Consider the following 18,773-nt stretch of genomic DNA (forward strand, 5'->3'; position numbering starts at 1 on the left):
GGCCGAAAAGGGCTGTGAATAAGTTGTGGAAAAGTGTTGATATATTCTACTAGGCAGGGGGGGCGCTTTGGCGTAAAACTCAGCCCGCGTTTTCGACGCACCCAGTCAAACGCCGATAACACAAGTCAAGCGAGGCTGGGGAGAGGTTTTGTCGTAAGTACTTGTCAACAGGGCAGATATGTATTGGGCAGAAGGCAAGTGCGGCATTTTTATGCGAGCTTTGGCCTGCGTGGCCAAAGCCAGTGACCGGATTTCTTGCTGGCCGCACCGGCTTGTTTGCCAGGCATATCGGGGGGACGTGAATAAATCAGGCCGCAGGGCTGGTTAACGGGAGCAGGCAAACATGCAAGTGACTGCCGAAAAGGTGTGGGATTCGGCCCAGCAATCGTTGCGGGGCATGCTGAATCCAGACATTTACAAACTTTGGTTTGCGCCGGTGCGAGCCGTGAGTGTCACGCCCGAGGAGATTACGCTGGAGGTGCCCAATGATTTCTTCGAGGTGTGGCTCAAGGACAACTATCTGGGGCTGCTGCGGGACGCCGTGGCGCAGACCACCGGGCAGGCGCTAAACATCAAGTTCAAGACGGCGGCACCGGGCAGCACGCCGGTGCCGCCCGCGCCGGCCGAGCCGGCGCCGGGGCGGGCGGGCGGCAGCCGCGGGCGCAGCCGCAGCGCGGCGGAGGTGGACGCCATCAACGGGCACAATCGGGAGGCCCTGTTCAATCCGCGCAACACGTTTGACACGTTTGTGGTGGGGGACAACAACGTCATGGCGCACGGGGCGGCGATGGCGGTGGCGCAAAATCCGGGCAAGGCGTACAATCCGTTGTTCCTCTACGGCGGGGTGGGGCTGGGCAAGACGCACCTGCTGCACGCCATCGGCCAGTATGTGGTGGCGCACAAGAAGACGGCGCGCGTGGCCTATGTGTCCTGCGAGAAATTCACCAACGAATTCATTGACGCCATTCAGAGCGGCACGCTGGCGCGTTTTCGCAAGAAATACCGGCAGACGGATGTGCTGCTGATTGACGACATCCAGTTTTTGAGCGGCAAGGAGCGGATTCAGGAGGAGTTTTTCCACACCTTCAACGCCCTGCATGAGGCGCACATGCAGATCGTGCTGTCGTGCGACCGCCCGCCCAGCGAGATTGCGGGACTGGAGGACCGGCTGATCACGCGGTTTGAGTGGGGCATGGTGAGCGATCTGCAGCCGCCCGATGTGGAAACGCGCGTGGCCATCCTGCGGAAAAAGCAGGAGCTGATGGGCGTGAAGCTGCCGGATGAAATCATCAACTTCCTGGCCAGCCGCATCCGCACCAACATCCGGCGGCTGGAGGGGGCGCTGACGCGGGTGGCGGCGTATGCGTCGCTGACGCGCAAGCCCCTGACGCTGGATGCGGTGGAGAATTTGCTGCGCGAGGTGCTGCATGAGGAGGGACAGACGCATGTCACGGTGGAGGTGATCCTCAAGCGCGTGGCCGAGCATTTTGATCTGCGGCTGTCGGATTTGACCGGGCGGCGGCGGCCGGAGAACATCGCGTTTCCGCGGCAAATCGTCATGTATCTGGCGCGCGAGCTGACGGAAAGCTCGCTGAACACGATTGGCGAGGCGCTGGGCGGGCGGGATCATGGCACGGTGCTGCACGGCTGCCGGCTGGTGAAGGACCGGATGGAGGTGGATCCCCACGTGCGCAAGCTGGTGGAGCATCTGAAGCAATCCCTGCTGCGCTAGGCGCCGGGGGGCGCGGGGAGGTCAGCGCAGGGCGGTGGGGGGGACGTATTTATCCGTCAGCAAGGGGGCGCGGGCGGCGGCGGGGGGCACGTTGGTGCGGAAGGCGTTGATGCGCACCGCCAGGGAGGGCGGCATGAGCACCTGGCGCTTGCGCTGTTCCTCGTATTTCTGGCGGAGGGCGGGGAGGGTCAGGGGCTCGCGGCTTTTGGTGCCCAATAAAACCACGTTCAAGGAGTTTTCAGCCGCAAACCAATAGACGTGGGGAAACACCGTTTTCATGGTGCGATAGAGCGCGCCGACGCGGTCGGCCTTCCAGCCGCCCAGGGTGCCGATGACGTTGTACATGAGCACGCCGTTGGGGGTGAGGTTGGTGGCGGCAAGCTGGAAAAATTCCTGCGTGACCAGATGGTGGGGGGCGTCGGAGCCGTAACGGCCGGTCTGGTAGGCGTCCATGAGGAGGGCGTCGTAGCGGGTGGGGTTGCGGCGGAGGAAGACGCGGCCGTCGGCCACGTGGATGCGGTGCTGGGGGGATTCCAGGACGCCAAAGAAACGGCGGGCGATGACCACCACCTCCGGATCAATTTCGACGGTGTCCACGCGCACGCGGGGGTAGTAGTAGGCGTAGGCGCGCTGGGTGCTGCCGCCGCCCAGGCCGATCATCAGGACGTTGCTCAGGCCGGGGTTGAGGATGATGGGGAGATGAAAATACTCGGTATAGTCGAAGTGTCCCTCCAGATGGTTCAGGAGGGACATGCGGGTTTCCTGGGAGCCGTTGAAGCTGAGGATGCGCAGGCCGGCCTCGTCGCGCACCTGGATGTGGTGGTAGGCGGAGAACACCTCGTGCACCACGGCGGCCGGGGCGGGCAGCGCCAGCAGGCCCAGGCAAAGGCTCAGGCAAAGATATTCAAGGACGCGGCGCATAAAAACGGTTCATGTACCAACATAAACCGGCCAGGCCGATCGTCAAACCGCCCGCCAGGCAAAACACCGCCGGCAGACTGAGCCAGTCGAGCAGCACATAGCCGGTGGCAAACACGCCGGCGATGCTGCCCGCGGTGCTGGCGGCGTAGATGCGGCCGCTGGCCGCGCCGACGTGGTCCAGCGCCCGGGCGGTCAGGCGGATGGTGAAGGGGGAGAGCATGGCCAGCACGAAACAGGGCAGGAGAAACAACACCGCGCTGCCCAGGGCGGGGTCCACCTTCTGCCAGAAGGCGGGGATTTCGCGGTCGAGGGGATGGCGGTTGACGATGAGGTTGATGAGCGGGGGCGAGAAGGCCGGCAGGGCGGCAATGAACATGCCGGTGCCGGCGAGGAGGGGGGCCAGGCGGCCGGGGCGCGGCCAACGGTCGGCGAGCCAGCCGCCGCAAAAGTAGCCCAGGGCCAGCGCGGCCATGACCATGCCAATCTGGCTGATCCACACATAAAAAGAACCGCCAAAATCCTTGGTGAGAAAGCGCACGCCGGCAATCTCGAGCAGCATGATGATGAAGCCGCCGGTGCTGACGAGCAGGATTTCGCAAAAGGTGCGCATGGGGGAAAAGGGGGCTTCAGGGGGACGGAGTCAGCGGGAGGAGCCGTACCTGGTCCAGCAGGCGCTCGAGTTCGTGCTGCTCCAGTTCGCCGGGCATCCAGGAGAGGGCATTGGCTGCGCCGGCCGCCATGCCCCAGCGGCAGGCTTCGGGCCAGGGCTCGCCGTGCAGGCGGCGCGCGACGAGGGCGGCGGTGAGGGCATCGCCGGAGCCGATGGGGTTGAGGGCGTGGATGGCGGGGGGCTGCACCTGCCAGAAGCGGCCACCTTCCAGGAGCAGGGCGGGGCGTTCGCCGGCGGTGATCAAAACCACTTCGGCCCCCTGCTGGTGGAGGGTGAGCATGGCCCGCATCACAGCGGTGTCGTCCGGCAGGGGCTGCTCGAGGAGCGCTTCGAGTTCGTGGCGGTTGGGTTTGACAAGTGTGGGCCGGGCGGCCAACGCGGCCTGCAGAGCGGCGCGCTGGGTGTCCACCACCGTCAACACGCCCTGTGCCCGTGCCCGGGCGATGCAGCGGGCGTAGAAGTGCGGGGGTGCGCCGGGGGTCAAGGTGCCGGAAATAATCAGGGCGCGGCAGCGGGGCAGGTGTTGTTCCACCACGGAGGCCAGTTCATCATAGGCTTCCGGCGGCACGGGACGGCTTTCTTCCACCAATTCAGTAACGCCGCCGGCCTCCTCCACCAAGGTGATGCATTGGCGGGTGGGCGGGGGGACGCGCACCCAGGCCTGGCGCAGGCCGCGCTGGTGCAATTCCGCCTCGAGTCTCCGCCCGCTTTCGCCGCCGAGGAAGCCGGTAAGCAAAGGGGTTTCGCCCAGGGTGTGGAGGACTTTGGCGACGTTGACGGCCTTGCCGGCCACGCCGTCGAGGGTGGTGCGGGCACGGTTGACGCGGTGCCATTGCAGGCGGTCAAAGCGCATGACCCGCTGCAGCGCCGGGGTGGGGCCGAGACAAAGGATCATGGCGGCGGGAGGGCCATCAGGGTTGGGCGGGGCGGCCGCCGGCGGCGTAAAGGGTGCGCTGGGAGGCGACGTACAGGACGCCGTTGGCCGCCACGGGGGTGGCCACGATGGCGCTGTCCAATTGGATGGTGGCCAAGAGGCGCAGTTCCCTGCCGGCGGCCAGGACGGCGAGGTCCCCGCGGCGCGAGCCGATGTACACCTTGCCATCGGCCACGAGGGGGGAGGACCAGATTTCACCCGCCAGTTGATGCCGCCAATAGACGTGGCCGGTGGCGGCGTCGGCGCAGAGCACCTGGCCGGAGCAGTCGGCGGCATACACCAGGCCGTCGTGCACGGCGGGGGTGGAGCAGGTGTGCCGCTGGAGGGGCACAGACCAGAGCAGCGCGTGGGGGGTGAGGTCGCCTTCGCCGGTGAGGGTGTAGCATTTGAGCCAGGCCTGGTTTTTGCCCCACCAGATGTCGCCGCCGCCGGTGACGTAGAGCTTGTCGCCCACCACGACGGGGGTGCTTTTGATGTTGCTGGGGCTTTCCTTGCGGTTGCCGATGAAGCGGTGAACCTCCTCCTTGGGGCCTTCCGGGTCAAAGTCAATGAGCCAGCGTTTTTTCAAAGTGCCCGGGCCGCCGGCGGGGGGCGTGTCCGCCCACGGTTCAAAGCCGTAAATCACGCCGTCGCCGCCGCAGAAGATGATCTGCTCCACGCCGTTGAGGCGGGCCAGGGCGGGCGGGGACCAGGTGCAATGAAAGATGCGGGGGCCGATGTTCTCGCGGTCGCGGGCCAGGTAGCGGCCGGTGTGCTTGTCCAGCACGATGAGGCTGGGGCCGTCGGGGCGGCGGATACGGCGGTGGGTGTTGTCCACGCCGTTGCCGGAGTTGAGGTAGAGATGGTTGCCGCGGATGAGGATGGCGGCGTGGGCGCCGTCGTGCGGCCAGATGCCGGCCTGCTCGGGCACATCAAAACGCCAGAGGATGTCGGCGTCCAGGGGGCCGGGGGTCATGGTGGGGGTGTTGGTGGGCGTCATGTATGCGCCCTCGTCGGTGTAGGGGCCATCGTTGCCGTTGGCCAGGCCTTCGAGGTCCAGGCAAAGGACACTGCGGCGGTTGTCCAGGATGTAAGCGCGTTGGCCTTCGATGGTGGCGGAGGCGCAGATGCCCGCGTTGGGCCAGTCCTGGTAGATGTCGTCGTTGTATTTGGGGGTGACAAGCTGCCAGCGGAGCCGGCCGGTGGCTTCATCGAGGCAGAGGAGGACGCCGCGGTCGCCCTGATGCCGCGGGTCCCGGGGGCGGTTGTTGTTGGTGCCAATGAGGACGACGCGGCGGCCCACCACCGGCGTGGAGTAGGTTTCTGTGCCGAGGGGGGCGGTCCATTTAAGGTTGCGCCCGGTATCGGGGTCAAAAGATTCCGGCAGGCCGCGCTCGGCGGAGACCATGTTGCGGCTCCAGGGCTGGCCCCATTGGGGATGATCGGCCGCCTGGGCCAGGCCCAGGAGCAGGAGCAGGCCCCAGAGACTCCACCAGGCTGCTTTCCCTGCCGCCTGCCGTGCCGTGCGTGGGAGCGGCCTCATTTGGACAACACCACGCGGAAGCCGTAATCGGGCCGGCGTTCTTTGGGATCCACCAGCAGCCGATAGGAGGAGGAGAGGGTGCCGGGGATGTAACCAAAGTAGGAGCCGCCGCGGAGGACGCGTTGTTTTTGGGCGGAGTCAGCCCAGTCCTGGACCCATTCCCAGGCGTTGCCGCCGAGGTCAAAGAGGCCTTTGGCGTTGGGCATGAAACTGGCGACGGGGGCCGTGTTTTCGAAGCGGTCAAAGGTGAGGTAATCGGCGTAATTGCCCGCGCCGGCGGGGGGCGGCCATTCCTGGCCCCAGGGGTAGAGGCCGGGCAGCCGGCCGCTGCGCTCGGCGGGGGTGGCGCCGGATTCCTGGGGCAGGCCGACGGCGAGGCTCCATTCCTGATCGGTGGGGAGGCGGTAGAGTTCATCCGCGCCGATGATGCCCGCCTTGCGTTCCAACTGGGTGAGCCAGTTGCAGAACCGCAGCGCCTCCTCGTAGTTGACGTTGACCACCGGATGGGCGGGCGCCTGTTTGAAGCCCGGCTCCTTCCAGGCCAGCTCGGCGTAGCGCTCCTCCAGAGCGAAGCGGGAGAAGTCCTGCACGCGGGTTTCCCAGGCGCAGATGAAGACGTTGCCCAGCGGCACCATGCGCATGCCGAGGGAGTTGTGCCAGATTTTGCCGGGCACGGGCCGGTTTTCCACCAGGGTGATCTGGGACTGGAAGGCGGTTTTCTGCTCCTGGGCGGCCTTGGTTTCGGCGGCTTTGCGGGCCTCCTCGGCGCGGCGGGCTTCCTCGGCGCGACGAGCCTCTTCGCTCAACTTGGCCAGGCGGGCCTGGCGCTCGGCTTCGGCGCGGCGGGCGGCTTCTTCCAGCTTGCGGCGGGTTTCCTCTTCGGCCTTCAGGCGGGCCTTTTCGGCTTCGGCCAGTTTGCGCTCCAGCTCGGCCTTGCGGGCGGCCTCCTCCTCGCGGCGTTTGCGTTCGGCTTCGAGGGCGGCCTGGGCCTTGGCCTCCGACTCCTTGCGGGCGCGCTCCTCCTCCTCCAGCTTTTTGGCGGCGGCTTCCGCGGCCAGGCGGGTGGCTTCGGCTTCTTTGAGGGCGGCCTCGGCGGCGGCCTTGATGCGCTCGGCCTCGGCCCGCTGGGCGGCCAGTTGCGCTTCAATCTTGCGGCGCTCGGCTTCGGCGGCGGCATCGCCACCGGCTTTTTTGGCGGCTTCGGCGGCCAGGCGTTTCAGTTCGGCTTCCTTGGCGAGGATGGCCTGGCGTTCGGCTTCGAGGCGTTTGGCCTCTTCTTCGGCGGCGCGTTTTTTGGCGATGGCCTCGGCTTCGCGTTTGCGGGCTTCCTCCTCGGCCTGGCGCTTGCGGGCTTCGGCTTCCTCCTGGGCCTTTTTGGCCTGGGCGGCGGCGATTTCGAGGGCTTTGCGGCGTTGTTCGAGTTCCTCTTCGGCTTTTTTCTTTTCCTCTTCGAGGCGTTTGCGCTCCTCTTCGAGCTTGCGCTGCAGGGCCTCGCGCTCATAGGCGAGGCGGCGTTCAAGTTCCTCGGCGCTCAAGCCGGCATTGGTGGAGGTGTCGGAGGGGGTGGTGGTGGCGACGGGGGCTGGGGCGGGATGCATTTGGGTACTGAGATACCAGCCCACGATGCCCAGGATGACGCCCACCATCACCGCGATGATGGGGACCAGACTTTTCTTGGGCGGGGCGGCGGGCGCCGGCGCGGGGGTGGGAGCGCCGGGGATGTTCATGGTGGGCACCGGCGGCGTGGTGGCCACGGCGGCGGCAGCGGCGGTCGCAGCGGGGGCTGGTTGCGGGGCCGCCGTTTTGAAAGGTTCGGGGGGCGTGGGCAAGGGCGGGCGCTTGCATGGGCCATACAGCTCGAGGCGGTCGGCCACTTCTTCCATGTCGGCGGGGCGATAGGCCGGTTCCTTGGCCAGACAGCCGGCGACGGTCTCATCCCAGGCGCGGGGGATGGGTTCGCCGAGGATGCGCATGTCGCGGCGGCGGCGGGTCATGGTGGGGGGCACATCTTCCTTGACCTGGGAGACGATGTTGCCGGTGTTGAAGGGGGGCTTGCTGGTGATCAACTCATAGAGGCAGACGCCCAGGGAATAAACATCATCCGTAACGGTGGGCGGGGTGCCGTCCAGGCGTTGGGGGCTGGTGTAGCGGAAACTTTGGGCCACGTCCCGCGGGCTGCCCTCGAGTTTGTTGACCCAGAATCCGAGCAGGGCATCGAGGCGGGCATCGGTGATGACGATTTCGCCGGCGGAGGTGAGCAGCAGGTTGGTGGGTTTCAGGTTGCCGTGGGCCTGGCCGGCGGCGTGGAGGGCGCCTAGGTTTTTGGTGATGGGCTTGAGCCATTCTTTCAAATCCACCGCGTCGAAGACCTGGTTTTTGCGTTGCTGGCGCAAATCATGGAGGGAGGTGCCTTCAATCCATTCTTCCACCACGGCGGCCAGGGGGCCTTCCACCACCCAATCAAAGACGCGGGCCAGGCCGGGGATTTCGAGCGTTTTTAATTCCGCGACGAGGGCGGAGATTTGCGCCATGGCCTCGGGGGTGGCGGTCACGCGGGTGGGGAGGAATTTCAGGGTCACATCCCGGCTGCCCTGGTCATCCCACGCCTGCCAGACGGCGCTGTTGCGGCCCCGGCCAATCAGCCTTACCAAACAATACCGGTTAAATACAAACTGACCGGCGGCCAGACTGCGCACGGCCTCGCCCAGATCCATTTCCGGGGGGGTGGGGGTGTTGTTGGCTGACATAATGGTTCACGTTGGGATTGTTCCGTCAGTGACGGATTTTAGCTTAGCATCAGGAGATTGGACGGGCAATGACTTCTTTCGCTCCGGCGCGGGGCCGGGCGCGGGCCGGCGGAGCATGCCGCATTGCGGGGGCAGTCCCCGGCTGCGAGGCGCGCGGGCGGGCAGGCTTGCCTGTCCGCTTGACATTCCGGCGGGCATCGGCGACAAGCTAGCGGCTAAACCGGCCGGCCACACCTGTTTGGGTGGGCTGCCTTGAACCACGATCCATCATGCAAACAACGATGCGACACAAGCTGGCCACCGCGGCGCTGTACCTCGCGGTGGGGATGGTGACGGTAACAACCCCGGTGGCGCGGGCGTATGATTTGCCGGCGGTGAACCTGGGGTTCACCAGTTTTCTGGATGGAGGTCCGCCGGCCGGGCCGGGGTTTTACTACACCCATTATTTTCAATACTACCGCGCGGAATCATTGCGGGGGGTGGATGGGACGGAGATATTCCCCAACCCGGTGTTTCCCGACGCGAAGGTGGATGCGTGGATCAGCCTGTCGCAATTCATCGCGCAGTGTCCCAAGAAACTGGTGTTGGGCGCGCAACCGGGGCTGGACGTGATTGTGCCGGTGGTGGATTTGGGCATTTCCGGGACGCCGTTGCGGGCGAATCGGGCGGGGTTTGGGGATGTGCTGGTGGGCCCGTTTCTGCAATGGGAGCCGATCATGGGCAAGAACGGCCCCATCTTCATGCATCGGATCGAGTTTCAATGTCTGTTGCCGGTGGGGCGGTATGACTCCCGATACCAGCTTAATCCCGGGGCCAACCATTTCAGTTTCAATCCCTACTGGGCGGGGACGTTGTTTATCACGCCCAAGCTGACGCTCTCGACGCGGCTGCATTACCTGTGGAATGACGGCAACGAGGATCCGGATGTGACGTGGACGGCCCATCCGCTGTGGAAGGCCACCGGCGGCAATGAAGTGCAGCCGGGGCAGGCGTTGCACCTGAACTTTGCCACGGACTACGAGCTGATTGAGAAGCGCCTGCGGGTGGGCTTCAACGGGTATTATCTGACCCAGATTACGGACACGCGGCTCAACGGGCAGAACATCCCGCAACGGCGCGAGGAGGTCATTGGCCTGGGGCCGGGGGCGCTGTTCTCGTTCAGCCAAAACACCCACCTGTTTTTCAACGCTTATTTTGAAACCGCCGCGGAGAATCGGCCGGAAGGCATGCGGTTCCAGTTGCGGCTGGTGCATCATTTTTAATCCCGTGACGCCCGGCGGGCGGCCGGGGCGGAGCTGAGTTTTTTTTATGGCACAAATCAAATACTTGCTGGAAGAACACGAAATGCCGCGCCAGTGGTACAACCTGGCGGCGGATCTGCCCACCCCCATGCTGCCCCCGCTGGGGCCGGACGGCAAACCGGTCCCGCCGGAGAGGTTGCGCCCGGTGTTTCCGGACAACATCATCGAGCAGGAGGTCAGCACGCAGCGGTGGATTGACATTCCCGAGGAGGTGCTGGAGCTGCTGGCCATTTACCGGCCCACGCCGCTGTATCGCGCCGTGCGGCTGGAGCAGGCGTTGAAGACGCCGGCCCGCATCTACTACAAGCACGAGGGCGTGTCGCCGGCGGGCAGTCACAAGCCCAACACGGCCATTCCGCAGGCGTGGTACAACAAGCAGTTCGGCATCCGCCGCATGACCACCGAGACCGGCGCGGGCCAGTGGGGCAGCGCGCTGGCGTTTGCGTGCTCGCTGATCGGGCTGGAGTGCAAGGTGTGGATGGTGCGGATCAGTTTTGACCAGAAGCCGTTTCGCAAGTTGATGATGGCCACCTGGGGGGCCCAGTGCGTGGCCAGTCCCTCGCGGGAGACGGCCGCCGGGCGGGCCATTCTGGAAAAGGACCCAGACTGCCCCGGCTCGCTGGGCATCGCCATCAGCGAGGCGGTGGAGGCGGCGGTGACCGATCCCACGGGCAAGACGCGCTACAGCCTGGGCAGCGTGCTCAATCACGTCATGCTGCACCAGACCATCATTGGTCTGGAGGCCAAGAAACAACTGGCCAAGGCTGGCGAAAAGAAGCCGGATGTGGTCATCGGTTGCGCCGGCGGCGGCTCGAATTTTGCCGGCATCGCCTTCCCGTTTGTGTGCGACAAGATCCACGGGGAAAACATCGAGATTGTGCCGGTGGAGCCGGAGAGCTGCCCGACGATGACCCGGGGGCCGTTTGCGTATGACCACGGCGACACGGCGGGCATGACGCCGCTGCTGCCCATGCACTCGCTGGGGCATGAATTCATGCCGCCGCCCATTCACGCGGGCGGGCTGCGTTATCACGGCATTGCGCCGCTGATCAGCCAGGGCATCATTGAGGGCCTGATCAAGCCGCGGGCGGTGCATCAAACCAAATGCTACGAGGCCGCGGTGCTCTGGGCGCGGACCGAGGGGTACATTCCGGCGCCGGAGACCTCCCATGCCATTGCGGCCGTGGTGGAGGAGGCGCGCCGCGCCCGCGAGGAGGGCAAGGAGAAGGTGATCCTCTTCTGCTGGTCGGGGCATGGCCTGATGGATCTCGTGGGATACGACAAGTATTTCCAGGGACAACTGGCCGATTACAGCCTGCCGCAGGAAGACCTGGATCGGTGGGTGGCCAAGATCAACCACTTCCCCAAACCCGCCGTGCGCAAGACGGGCAAGTGGGGCTGAGCCGGCGGCGGGCCGGCCCAAACGAGCTGAAGCCACCGGGGGCATGCGCGGCATGCCCCTTTTTGCTGGCCGGGGGTGAGGTGGGCGGGCGGAAATTATTTGCTTGCGGGGGGCGGGGATTTTTGGGAATTACTTAACAAACTTAATTATTATGACCGACCTTAAATCGCTGGAAGTCTGGCTGGTGACGGGCAGTCAGCATTTGTATGGACCCGAGGCGTTGCGCCAGGTGGCCGCCAATGCGCAGGCCGTGGCGGGGGCGTTGGACAAGGCGCCGGCCATTCCGGTGCGGGTGGTGTTTCAGCCGGTGGTGAAGTCGCCGGCGGAGGTGTTGCGGCTGGCGGAGCAGGCGAATTTGGCGCCGCAGTGCGTGGGATTGATCACGTGGTGCCACACGTTTTCGCCGTCGAAGATGTGGATCAACGGGTTGAAGGCGCTGCGCAAGCCGATCCTGCACCTGCACACGCAGTTCAACCGGGACATTCCCTGGGCCACCATTGACATGGATTTCATGAATTTGAATCAGGCGGCGCACGGGGATCGCGAGCATGGTTTTATCATGAGCCGGATGCGCCGGCAGCGGAAGGTGGTGACCGGGCACTGGCAGGCGGCCGGGGTGCAGGCGCAGATTGGGGCATGGTGCCGGGCGGCGGCGGCGTGGCAGGACTGGCAGGGGGCGCGGTTCTGCCGGTTTGGGGACAACATGCGGGAGGTGGCGGTGACGGAGGGGGACAAGGTGGCGGCGGAGATCCAGTTTGGCTACTCGGTCAATGGCTACGGGGTGGGGGATTTGGTGGCGCGGGTGCGCGCGGCCGGGGAGGCCGAAGTGGACGCGCTGGTGGAGCAATATGAGGCGGCGTACACGGTGGCGCCGGCGTTGCGCAAGAATGGCGCCCGGCGCTCCTCGTTGCGGGAGGCGGCGCGGATTGAGGCGGGCTTGCGGGCTTTTCTGCAGGAGGGCGGCTTCAAGGGATTCACGACGACGTTTGAAGATTTGCACGGTTTGGAGCAGTTGCCCGGCATCGCGGTGCAACGGCTCATGGCCGAGGGGTATGGGTTTGGGGCGGAGGGCGACTGGAAGACGGCGGCGCTGGTGCGGGCGATGAAGGTGATGAGCGCCGGGCTGAAAGGGGGCACGTCGTTCATGGAGGATTACACCTATCATCTGGAGCCGCGCGCGATGCAGGTGCTGGGGGCGCACATGCTGGAGATCTGTCCGAGCATTGCCAAAGGCAAACCCTCGATGGAAATCCATCCGCTGGGGATTGGGGGGAAGGCGGATCCGGTGCGGCTGGTGTTTGACACGCCGGCCGGGCCGGCCGTGAACGCCTCGATCATTGATCTGGGCAACCGTTTCCGGCTGCTGGTCAACGAGGTGGACGTGGTGCCACCGAAAAAGCCGCTGCCCAAACTGCCGGTGGCGCGGGCGTTGTGGGTGCCCAAACCGGATCTGGCCACGGCGGCCACGGCGTGGATTTATGCGGGTGGGGCGCATCACACGGGCTTCAGCCAGGCGGTGACCACCGAGATGCTGGAGGACTTTGCCACGATGGCCGGGCTGGAAGTGGTGGTGATTGATGCCGAGACGCGGCTGCGCCGCTTCAAGCAGGAGTTGGAATGGAATGACGTGGCTTACGCGCTGCGTCAGGGGCTGGGGCGTTAATCGGAGTCCTGGACTGGGGGGGAAGGCCGGCCGGGGGGGGCGGCCTTTTCCGTTGTGGCTCCGGCCGGTGCCGCTGGGGGGCGCGGAGTTTTCTGCAAGCGGAGGCAGGGGGTCTGTGGGCCTGCATTAAACAGTGTTCAATCCGCCGCGTTTATGGCACAAGAGCAGCGGTATGGATTACGAAGCGGTGATCGGCCTGGAGACGCATGTCCAGCTCAAAACGCGCTCGAAGATGTGGTGCGGATGCGCCAATGAATTTGGCGCGCCGCCCAATACGCATGTCTGCCCCGTGTGCCTGGGGCTGCCGGGGGTGCTGCCGGTGGCCAACGAGGAGGCCCTGCGGCTGACGGTGCTCACCGGCCTGCTGCTGCATTGTGAGATTCCCGCGCGGGCCAAGTTTGACCGGAAGAATTATTTCTATCCGGACATGCCCAAGAATTATCAGATCACGCAGTATGATCTGCCCTCCACGCGCCACGGTTACCTGGACTTTGAATTCGAGGGCCGCGTTGAGCGGGTGCGGATTACGCGCGCCCATCTGGAGGAGGACGTGGGGAAGAGTTTTCATTTTGAGCGCTTCAGCGGGGTGGACTTCAACCGGGCCGGCGTGCCGCTGCTGGAGATCGTGAGCGAGCCGGACATTACCAGCGCGGACATGGCGTATGCCTACCTGAACGCCCTGAAGGAAACGCTGATGCAGGGCGGGGTGAGCGACTGCGACATGGAAAAAGGGATGGTGCGGTGCGATGTCAACGTCAGTCTCCGCCCCCGGGGCAGCGGGACGCTGGGGGCGAAGATTGAGATCAAGAACATGAATTCCTTCAGCGGGGTGCGGCGGGCGCTGGAGTATGAAATCCAGCGGCAGCGGGAGGTGCTGGCGGCGGGGGGGACTTTGCGCCAGGAAACGCGCCGCTGGGATGATGTGGCAGGGATCACCGAGCCGATGCGCACCAAGGAGGAGGCGCATGATTATCGTTATTTTCCGGATCCGGATCTCATGCCCCTGGTGCCCACGGAGGTGTGGCTGGCGGAGGTGCGGGCGCGGTTGGTGGAGCTGCCGCTGGCCCGCAAGCAACGGTTCATGCGGGATTATGCCCTGCCGGCCCCGGATGCGGAGACGTTCAAAAACGACAAACCGCTGGCCGACTACTACGAGCGGCTGGCGGGAAAAACCGCCCATAAAAAGGCCCTGGCCAACTGGGTCATCAACAACCTGCGCGCCCAGATGAGCGCCGCCGGGGTGGGGCTGGAGCAACTGCGGTTTGCGCCGGAGGCCCTGCTCAAGCTCATTGAGCTGGTGGAGACGGGCCGCCTGAGCAGCAAGGCGGCGCAGGAGGTGTTTGGGGAGATGTTCACCACCGGGCAGGATCCGGCGCAGATCATGGAGCAAAAGGGGCTGGCCCAGGTGAGTGATGCCGCCGCCCTGGAGCCGCTGTGTGACCAGGCCATTGCCGACAACCCGCGGGCCGTGGCCGATTATCGCGCGGGCAAGGCCGCCGCGCTGAATGCCTTGAAAGGGTACGTGATGAAGCTCAGCAAGGGGAAGGCCAACCCGGGTTTGGCGGGGGAGATTTTGGAGCGCAAGTTGAAGGGCCAGTAAGCCGGGGGCAACCGGCGAGGGGCTAGCTCGCCGGCTGGCGTTGGGCCAGCTCCAGGGCCAGGAGGTCGTCCAGCTCCTCGGGCGCAAGCCAGGAACCTTCCAGTCCGGCGCGGGCGCAGAGGAGCCGGTTGCGCCGGGGGCCGGCGGCGTGGAAGGCGCGCAACCGCTTCAAGTCGCCTTCCACCACGCGCTGCCAGGCGGGGCTTAAAGCCGCGGGCAGGGCCGCCGCGAGCTGATCCAGCAGGCGGGCATCGTGTCCGGCAAAAAAATCCTGCCACAGGGAAAGCTCCTGCAAAGGCGGCGGCAGGGGATGAGGGAGGGGGATTTGGGGCGGCAATTTTTCCCGGTACGCCAGCGGGGGCAGCTCGTGCAAGGAAGAGGGGCCGGCCGTGAGACAGACGGCCAGGCGGAAGCAGGCGCGCAGGCATTCGCGCACACGCACGAGGCCTTTGAACGCGCCGTACCACGGGCCGGGCTCGTGCGGCAGCGGCCGGCCGCATCCCCAGCGCAGGATGAGCTGGCCGTGCGGAGTGAGGTTGAGACTCACGCGGCCGTAGTGCTCGGGGCGGGTGTTGAGCAGGTTGAAGCGGGGTTTGAACAGCCGCAGCAGTTCGTTTTCGCGCAGCAGGGCGGCGGCGTGGTCGGGCAGCACTTCCCAGGAGATGGCGCGGGTTGCGCGGAGGAGGCGGGCGGTTTTGCGGGAGCAGCGCTCCAGGGGCAGGTGCAGGTAACTTTGGAGGCGGCGGCGGAGGTTGACCGCTTTGCCCACGTAGATCAGGCGGCCCTGGGCATCCCCCAGCAGATACACGCCGGGGCGGGGTGGGATGCGGCGGAAAAGGGCGGGGCCAAAGCGCGTTTGCCACACGTGGGGCGGGGGCAGCAGGGTCAACTGGCGGGCGGTGCGTGCGGGCATGGTGTGTGGCGGATCATCCTCCCACCGCGCCGTAGCGGCGGATGCCGCGGGCCCAGACGAGGCGGGCCAGGGCATAAGCCGCGATGACCCACAAGGCCTGCATGGCCAGGCCGCCCCAGAGGGCTTCCTGCTGGGTGCGCCCCAGATAGACACTGATGGGAAAATAGAGCATGTAGGGGAAGGGGGTGTACATGAGCGCCCCGGCCAGGCCGGCCGGCAGGATGTCCAGGGGGAAGAGATGGCCGCCGGCCAGGTATTCAAAGGCAAAGAGGATGAAGATGAAGGTGGCCACCTCCAGCACCCAGAAGGCCAGCAGGGCCATGGTGAAGGAGGTCAGGAAATTCAACAGGGCGGTCAGGACGAGCGAGACAAAGAAGCACAGAGCGGTGGTCCAGTCCGGCGGCAGCACGAAATACTGGCGATGCCAGAGGATGAAGAGCGTGACGGGCACGGCGGCGACGGCGGTGTACACGAGGCGTCCTGCGACAAACAGACTGAGGCGATAGCCGAGATAGTCCAGGGGCTTGAGGAGGAATTGACTGATGAGGCCGTCCTTGATGTCGGCGGCGATTTGCCAGTCGTCCTCGGTGACGGCGGTGAGGGCGTCGGTGACGGTGACCAGGAGGTAATAGGAGATCATCTGGGCCAGGTCATACGCGCCCACCCTGCCGCCGGTGGCGCCGGCGTAGATGGTCTTCCACAACATGACCATGGCGGTGAGCGGCACCAGCGCGAAGGTGGCGCGAAACAGAAAGTTGACCCGGTACACCAGGGTGTTCTGGATGCCCACTTGGAGCACCTGCCAGTACTTGCCCATCGGCGGGGATATTAGCGCGTTCGCCGCCGACCCCCAAAGCGGAAATCCACCTGCTTTGCGGTGTTTTCCCAGGGCAGTGCCGAGACAAGCAGGGGAGTAAATGTTGCAACTATGCACTGGTCAAGGAGACAGGAGGGGATTAGTTTTAAGGAGTTGGGAATATGAACAAGACGTCCAAGCCGCCGGCGGCGGCAGGTTCGGGTTCGCATTGTCTGTTGCAGGTGGTGGGTGAGGCCATGCAAAAGGATCCCACCATCGAGGCGGTGAAGGTGAATCGGGCCGATCACACGCTGGCGGTGGCGGGGATGGGCCAGGCCCCCAGCGAAGCCGCGGCGCGGCGGCTGACGGAGGAAGTGCAGCGGCTCCAGGAGCAGGAGGGCGATGCTTGTTGCCTGTTGCAAGAGCGGAGCGCCGATTGTCAGCAGTGTCGGGAGCCCCAGCCCGTGCTGCCGCCGCACCTGAAGGTGGAGCACCGCCCCGAGGAGACGATCGTGGCGCGGGTGACGTGTCCCACGGCGCCGCGGTTTTGGCGGTGGCGGCAATGGCCGCTGCCGCGGCTGGTGCCGCGGGAGGTGGAGCTGGCCGAGGAGATTGATGAATCGGAATGGCGGGGGCAGATGGTGGCGGCGGTGCTCTGCGGGCTGCTGGCGCTGGGGGGATACTTGATCCAGAGCCAGGGCTGGGCGGGTTCCTCCAGCGAGGCCGTGGGGGTGCTGCTGTACCTGCTGGCGTATGTGGCGGGCTCCTGGTTTAACGCGCACGAGGTATGGGAGCGGCTGCAAAAAGGGGTGCTGGATGTGCATTTTCTGATGCTCGCGGTGGCGGTGGGCAGCGCGGCCATTGGCCACTGGGGGGAGGGCGCGACGCTGCTGTTTCTTTTTTCCTTCTCCGGGGCGCTGGAGCATTACGCTCTGGGCCGCACGCAGCGGGAGATTCGCAGCCTGTTTCGCACCGCGCCGAAAACGGCGGTGGTGCTGGATGCCCAAGGGCGGGAGCAGACGGTGCCGGTGGAGCAATTGCAGGCCGGGCAGCGGCTGCTCATCAAACCTGGCGAGCAATTTCCGGTGGATGCCGAGGTGATCAAAGGCAGCACGGCGGCCGATGAATCCAATTTGACGGGCGAGGCCACGCCGGTGCCCAAGGCGGTGGGGGACACCGTGCTGGCGGGCACGCTGAATTTGTGGGGCGGGGTGGAGGTGACGGTGTTGCGGCCGGCCAGCCAGAGCGCGTTGCAAAAAATCATTGAACTGATCCAGCAGGCGCAACATCTCAAGGCGCCCTCGCAGCGGTTCACGGACAAATTCGGGACCGGTTACACCTATGCCGTGCTGGGGCTGTGTTTGGTGATGTTTTTCGTGTGGTGGCTGGGCCTGGGGCTGCCGCCCTTCAAGTCCGCCGGGGAAACGCGCAGCGCCTTTTACCGGGCGATGACGCTGCTGGTGGTGGCCTCGCCGTGCGCGCTGGTGTTGTCCATCCCCTCGGCGGTGCTGGCGGCCATTGCGTGGGCGGCGCGGCGGGGCATTCTGTTCCGGGGCGGCGCGGCGGTGGAGAATCTGGCGGGCATTCAGGTGGTGGCGCTGGACAAGACGGGCACTTTGACCACGGGGGAGCTGCGGGTGGATCGCATTGAGAGTTTTCCGCCCGGCCGCGAGGCGGAGGTGGCGCAACTGGCGTATTCGTTGGAGCGTCTCTCGCATCATCCGCTGGCGCGGGCGATCACGGCGCACGGCAAGCGGATGCAATTGCAGCCGCTGGAGCTGGAGGACTTCACCTCGCACACCGGGCTGGGGCTGCAGGCGCGGTTGAACGGTGTCGAGGTGCGGCTGGGCCGGCGCGAATGGCTGGCGGAGGGGCCGGCGGGCGCCATTGTGGCGCAGGCGCCACCCACCGACACCAGTCATTCGGAGGTGTGGGTTTGCCGGGATGGGCTGGTGGGGCGGATTTTGTTGCGGGACGACGTGCGTCCGGCGGCGCGGGAGGTGATTCGCCAGTTGCGGGCGGAGGGATTGCAGACGGTGGTATTGACGGGGGACCGGCAGGCGGCGGCGCGGCAGTTGCAGGAGGAGCTGGGTTTGGACGATGTGCGGGCCGAATTGAAGCCGGAGCAGAAAGTGGCGGCGATCGTGGAGCTGACCCGGCAGGGGCGGCGGGTGGCGATGGTGGGGGACGGGGTGAACGACGCGCCGAGCCTGGCGGCGGCGGATGTGGGCGTGGCGATGGGGGCGCGCGGTTCAGACGCCGCGCTGGAGCAGGCGGAGGTGGTGTTGATGCATGACCGGCTGGAGAATTTCCACACGGCTTATCAACTGAGCCGGCGGGCGCGGCAGGTGATCCGGCAAAATCTTATTATTTCGCTGGGGACGGTGGTGGTGCTGGTGGTGTGCGCGATATGGGGCACGATACCGCTGACGGTGGGCGTGGTGGGGCACGAGGGCAGCACGGTGATCGTGGTGCTCAACAGCCTGCGGTTGCTGCTGCAGCGCCAGCCCGGGGGCGCCGGTTTCGCCGGTCTAGAGCGGGCGCCGGGGAGGCGGGACGGGAGACGGTGAGC

13 protein-coding genes are annotated in these 18,773 nt (G+C 65.7%); 6 read left to right on the forward strand and 7 right to left on the reverse strand.

Annotated elements, in window-relative coordinates; translation table 11 throughout:
• Positions 1–343: 343 nt before the first annotated feature.
• Positions 344–1,732 carry a chromosomal replication initiator protein DnaA gene (gene dnaA / locus N3J91_07130; protein MCX8156202.1) on the forward strand — a complete coding sequence of 463 codons (1,389 nt, stop codon included), beginning with the start codon at positions 344–346 and terminating at the stop codon, positions 1,730–1,732.
• A 21-nt stretch (positions 1,733–1,753) separates the two neighbouring features.
• On the opposite strand, the gene N3J91_07135 is transcribed toward dnaA, so the two are convergent.
• From N3J91_07135 to N3J91_07155, 5 genes are read right to left on the reverse strand one after another with little or no spacing between them, the layout of a single operon-like run.
• On the reverse strand, positions 1,754–2,653 hold the full coding sequence (locus N3J91_07135; GenBank protein MCX8156203.1) for a fused MFS/spermidine synthase: 900 nt from the start codon (positions 2,651–2,653) through the stop codon (positions 1,754–1,756).
• On the reverse strand, positions 2,637–3,263 hold the full coding sequence (locus N3J91_07140) for a fused MFS/spermidine synthase (protein MCX8156204.1): 627 nt from the start codon (positions 3,261–3,263) through the stop codon (positions 2,637–2,639). The genes N3J91_07135 and N3J91_07140 overlap by 17 nt, the downstream gene beginning before the upstream one ends.
• A gap of 16 nt (positions 3,264–3,279) precedes the next feature.
• Positions 3,280–4,218 carry a 1-phosphofructokinase family hexose kinase gene (locus tag N3J91_07145; GenBank protein ID MCX8156205.1) on the reverse strand — a complete coding sequence of 313 codons (939 nt, stop codon included), beginning with the start codon at positions 4,216–4,218 and terminating at the stop codon, positions 3,280–3,282.
• A 16-nt stretch (positions 4,219–4,234) separates the two neighbouring features.
• Positions 4,235–5,779, reverse strand: coding sequence for a PQQ-binding-like beta-propeller repeat protein (locus N3J91_07150; GenBank protein ID MCX8156206.1), 1,545 nt, complete (start codon positions 5,777–5,779; stop codon positions 4,235–4,237).
• A complete protein-coding gene (locus N3J91_07155) occupies positions 5,776–8,526 on the reverse strand; it encodes an SUMF1/EgtB/PvdO family nonheme iron enzyme (GenBank protein ID MCX8156207.1) in 2,751 nt (916 codons plus the stop codon). The genes N3J91_07150 and N3J91_07155 overlap by 4 nt, the downstream gene beginning before the upstream one ends.
• A gap of 269 nt (positions 8,527–8,795) precedes the next feature.
• On the opposite strand from N3J91_07155, the gene N3J91_07160 reads away from it, so the two are divergent.
• The 4 genes from N3J91_07160 (at position 8,796) to gatB (ending at position 14,492) form a co-directional block, all read left to right on the forward strand.
• Positions 8,796–9,788 (forward strand): transporter, encoded by a 993-nt coding sequence (locus N3J91_07160; protein MCX8156208.1) that lies wholly within the window; start codon positions 8,796–8,798, stop codon positions 9,786–9,788.
• A gap of 46 nt (positions 9,789–9,834) precedes the next feature.
• Positions 9,835–11,229, forward strand: a complete 1,395-nt coding sequence (locus tag N3J91_07165; protein ID MCX8156209.1) for a TrpB-like pyridoxal phosphate-dependent enzyme — start codon at positions 9,835–9,837, stop codon at positions 11,227–11,229.
• Between the two features lie 151 nt (positions 11,230–11,380).
• Positions 11,381–12,892, forward strand: a complete 1,512-nt coding sequence (araA, locus tag N3J91_07170) for an L-arabinose isomerase (GenBank protein MCX8156210.1) — start codon at positions 11,381–11,383, stop codon at positions 12,890–12,892.
• Positions 12,893–13,064: 172 nt separating this feature from the next.
• Complete coding sequence (gatB, locus tag N3J91_07175; protein ID MCX8156211.1) at positions 13,065–14,492, forward strand: Asp-tRNA(Asn)/Glu-tRNA(Gln) amidotransferase subunit GatB; 1,428 nt, start codon at positions 13,065–13,067, stop codon at positions 14,490–14,492.
• A gap of 22 nt (positions 14,493–14,514) precedes the next feature.
• Here the strand turns inward: gatB and N3J91_07180 are convergent, their stop codons facing one another.
• Together N3J91_07180 and N3J91_07185 are read right to left on the reverse strand one after the other, a co-directional pair.
• Positions 14,515–15,405, reverse strand: a complete 891-nt coding sequence (locus tag N3J91_07180; GenBank protein MCX8156212.1) for a nucleotide excision repair endonuclease — start codon at positions 15,403–15,405, stop codon at positions 14,515–14,517.
• A gap of 13 nt (positions 15,406–15,418) precedes the next feature.
• Positions 15,419–16,222, reverse strand: a complete 804-nt coding sequence (locus tag N3J91_07185; GenBank protein ID MCX8156213.1) for an ABC-2 family transporter protein — start codon at positions 16,220–16,222, stop codon at positions 15,419–15,421.
• A gap of 161 nt (positions 16,223–16,383) precedes the next feature.
• Here N3J91_07185 and N3J91_07190 point away from each other — a divergent pair, with 161 nt between their 5' ends.
• Positions 16,384–18,771 carry a heavy metal translocating P-type ATPase gene (locus N3J91_07190; protein MCX8156214.1) on the forward strand — a complete coding sequence of 796 codons (2,388 nt, stop codon included), beginning with the start codon at positions 16,384–16,386 and terminating at the stop codon, positions 18,769–18,771.
• Positions 18,772–18,773 lie beyond the last annotated feature (2 nt).

This window comes from Verrucomicrobiia bacterium (genome assembly GCA_026414565.1).
GTDB lineage: Bacteria > Verrucomicrobiota > Verrucomicrobiia > Limisphaerales > Fontisphaeraceae > Fontisphaera.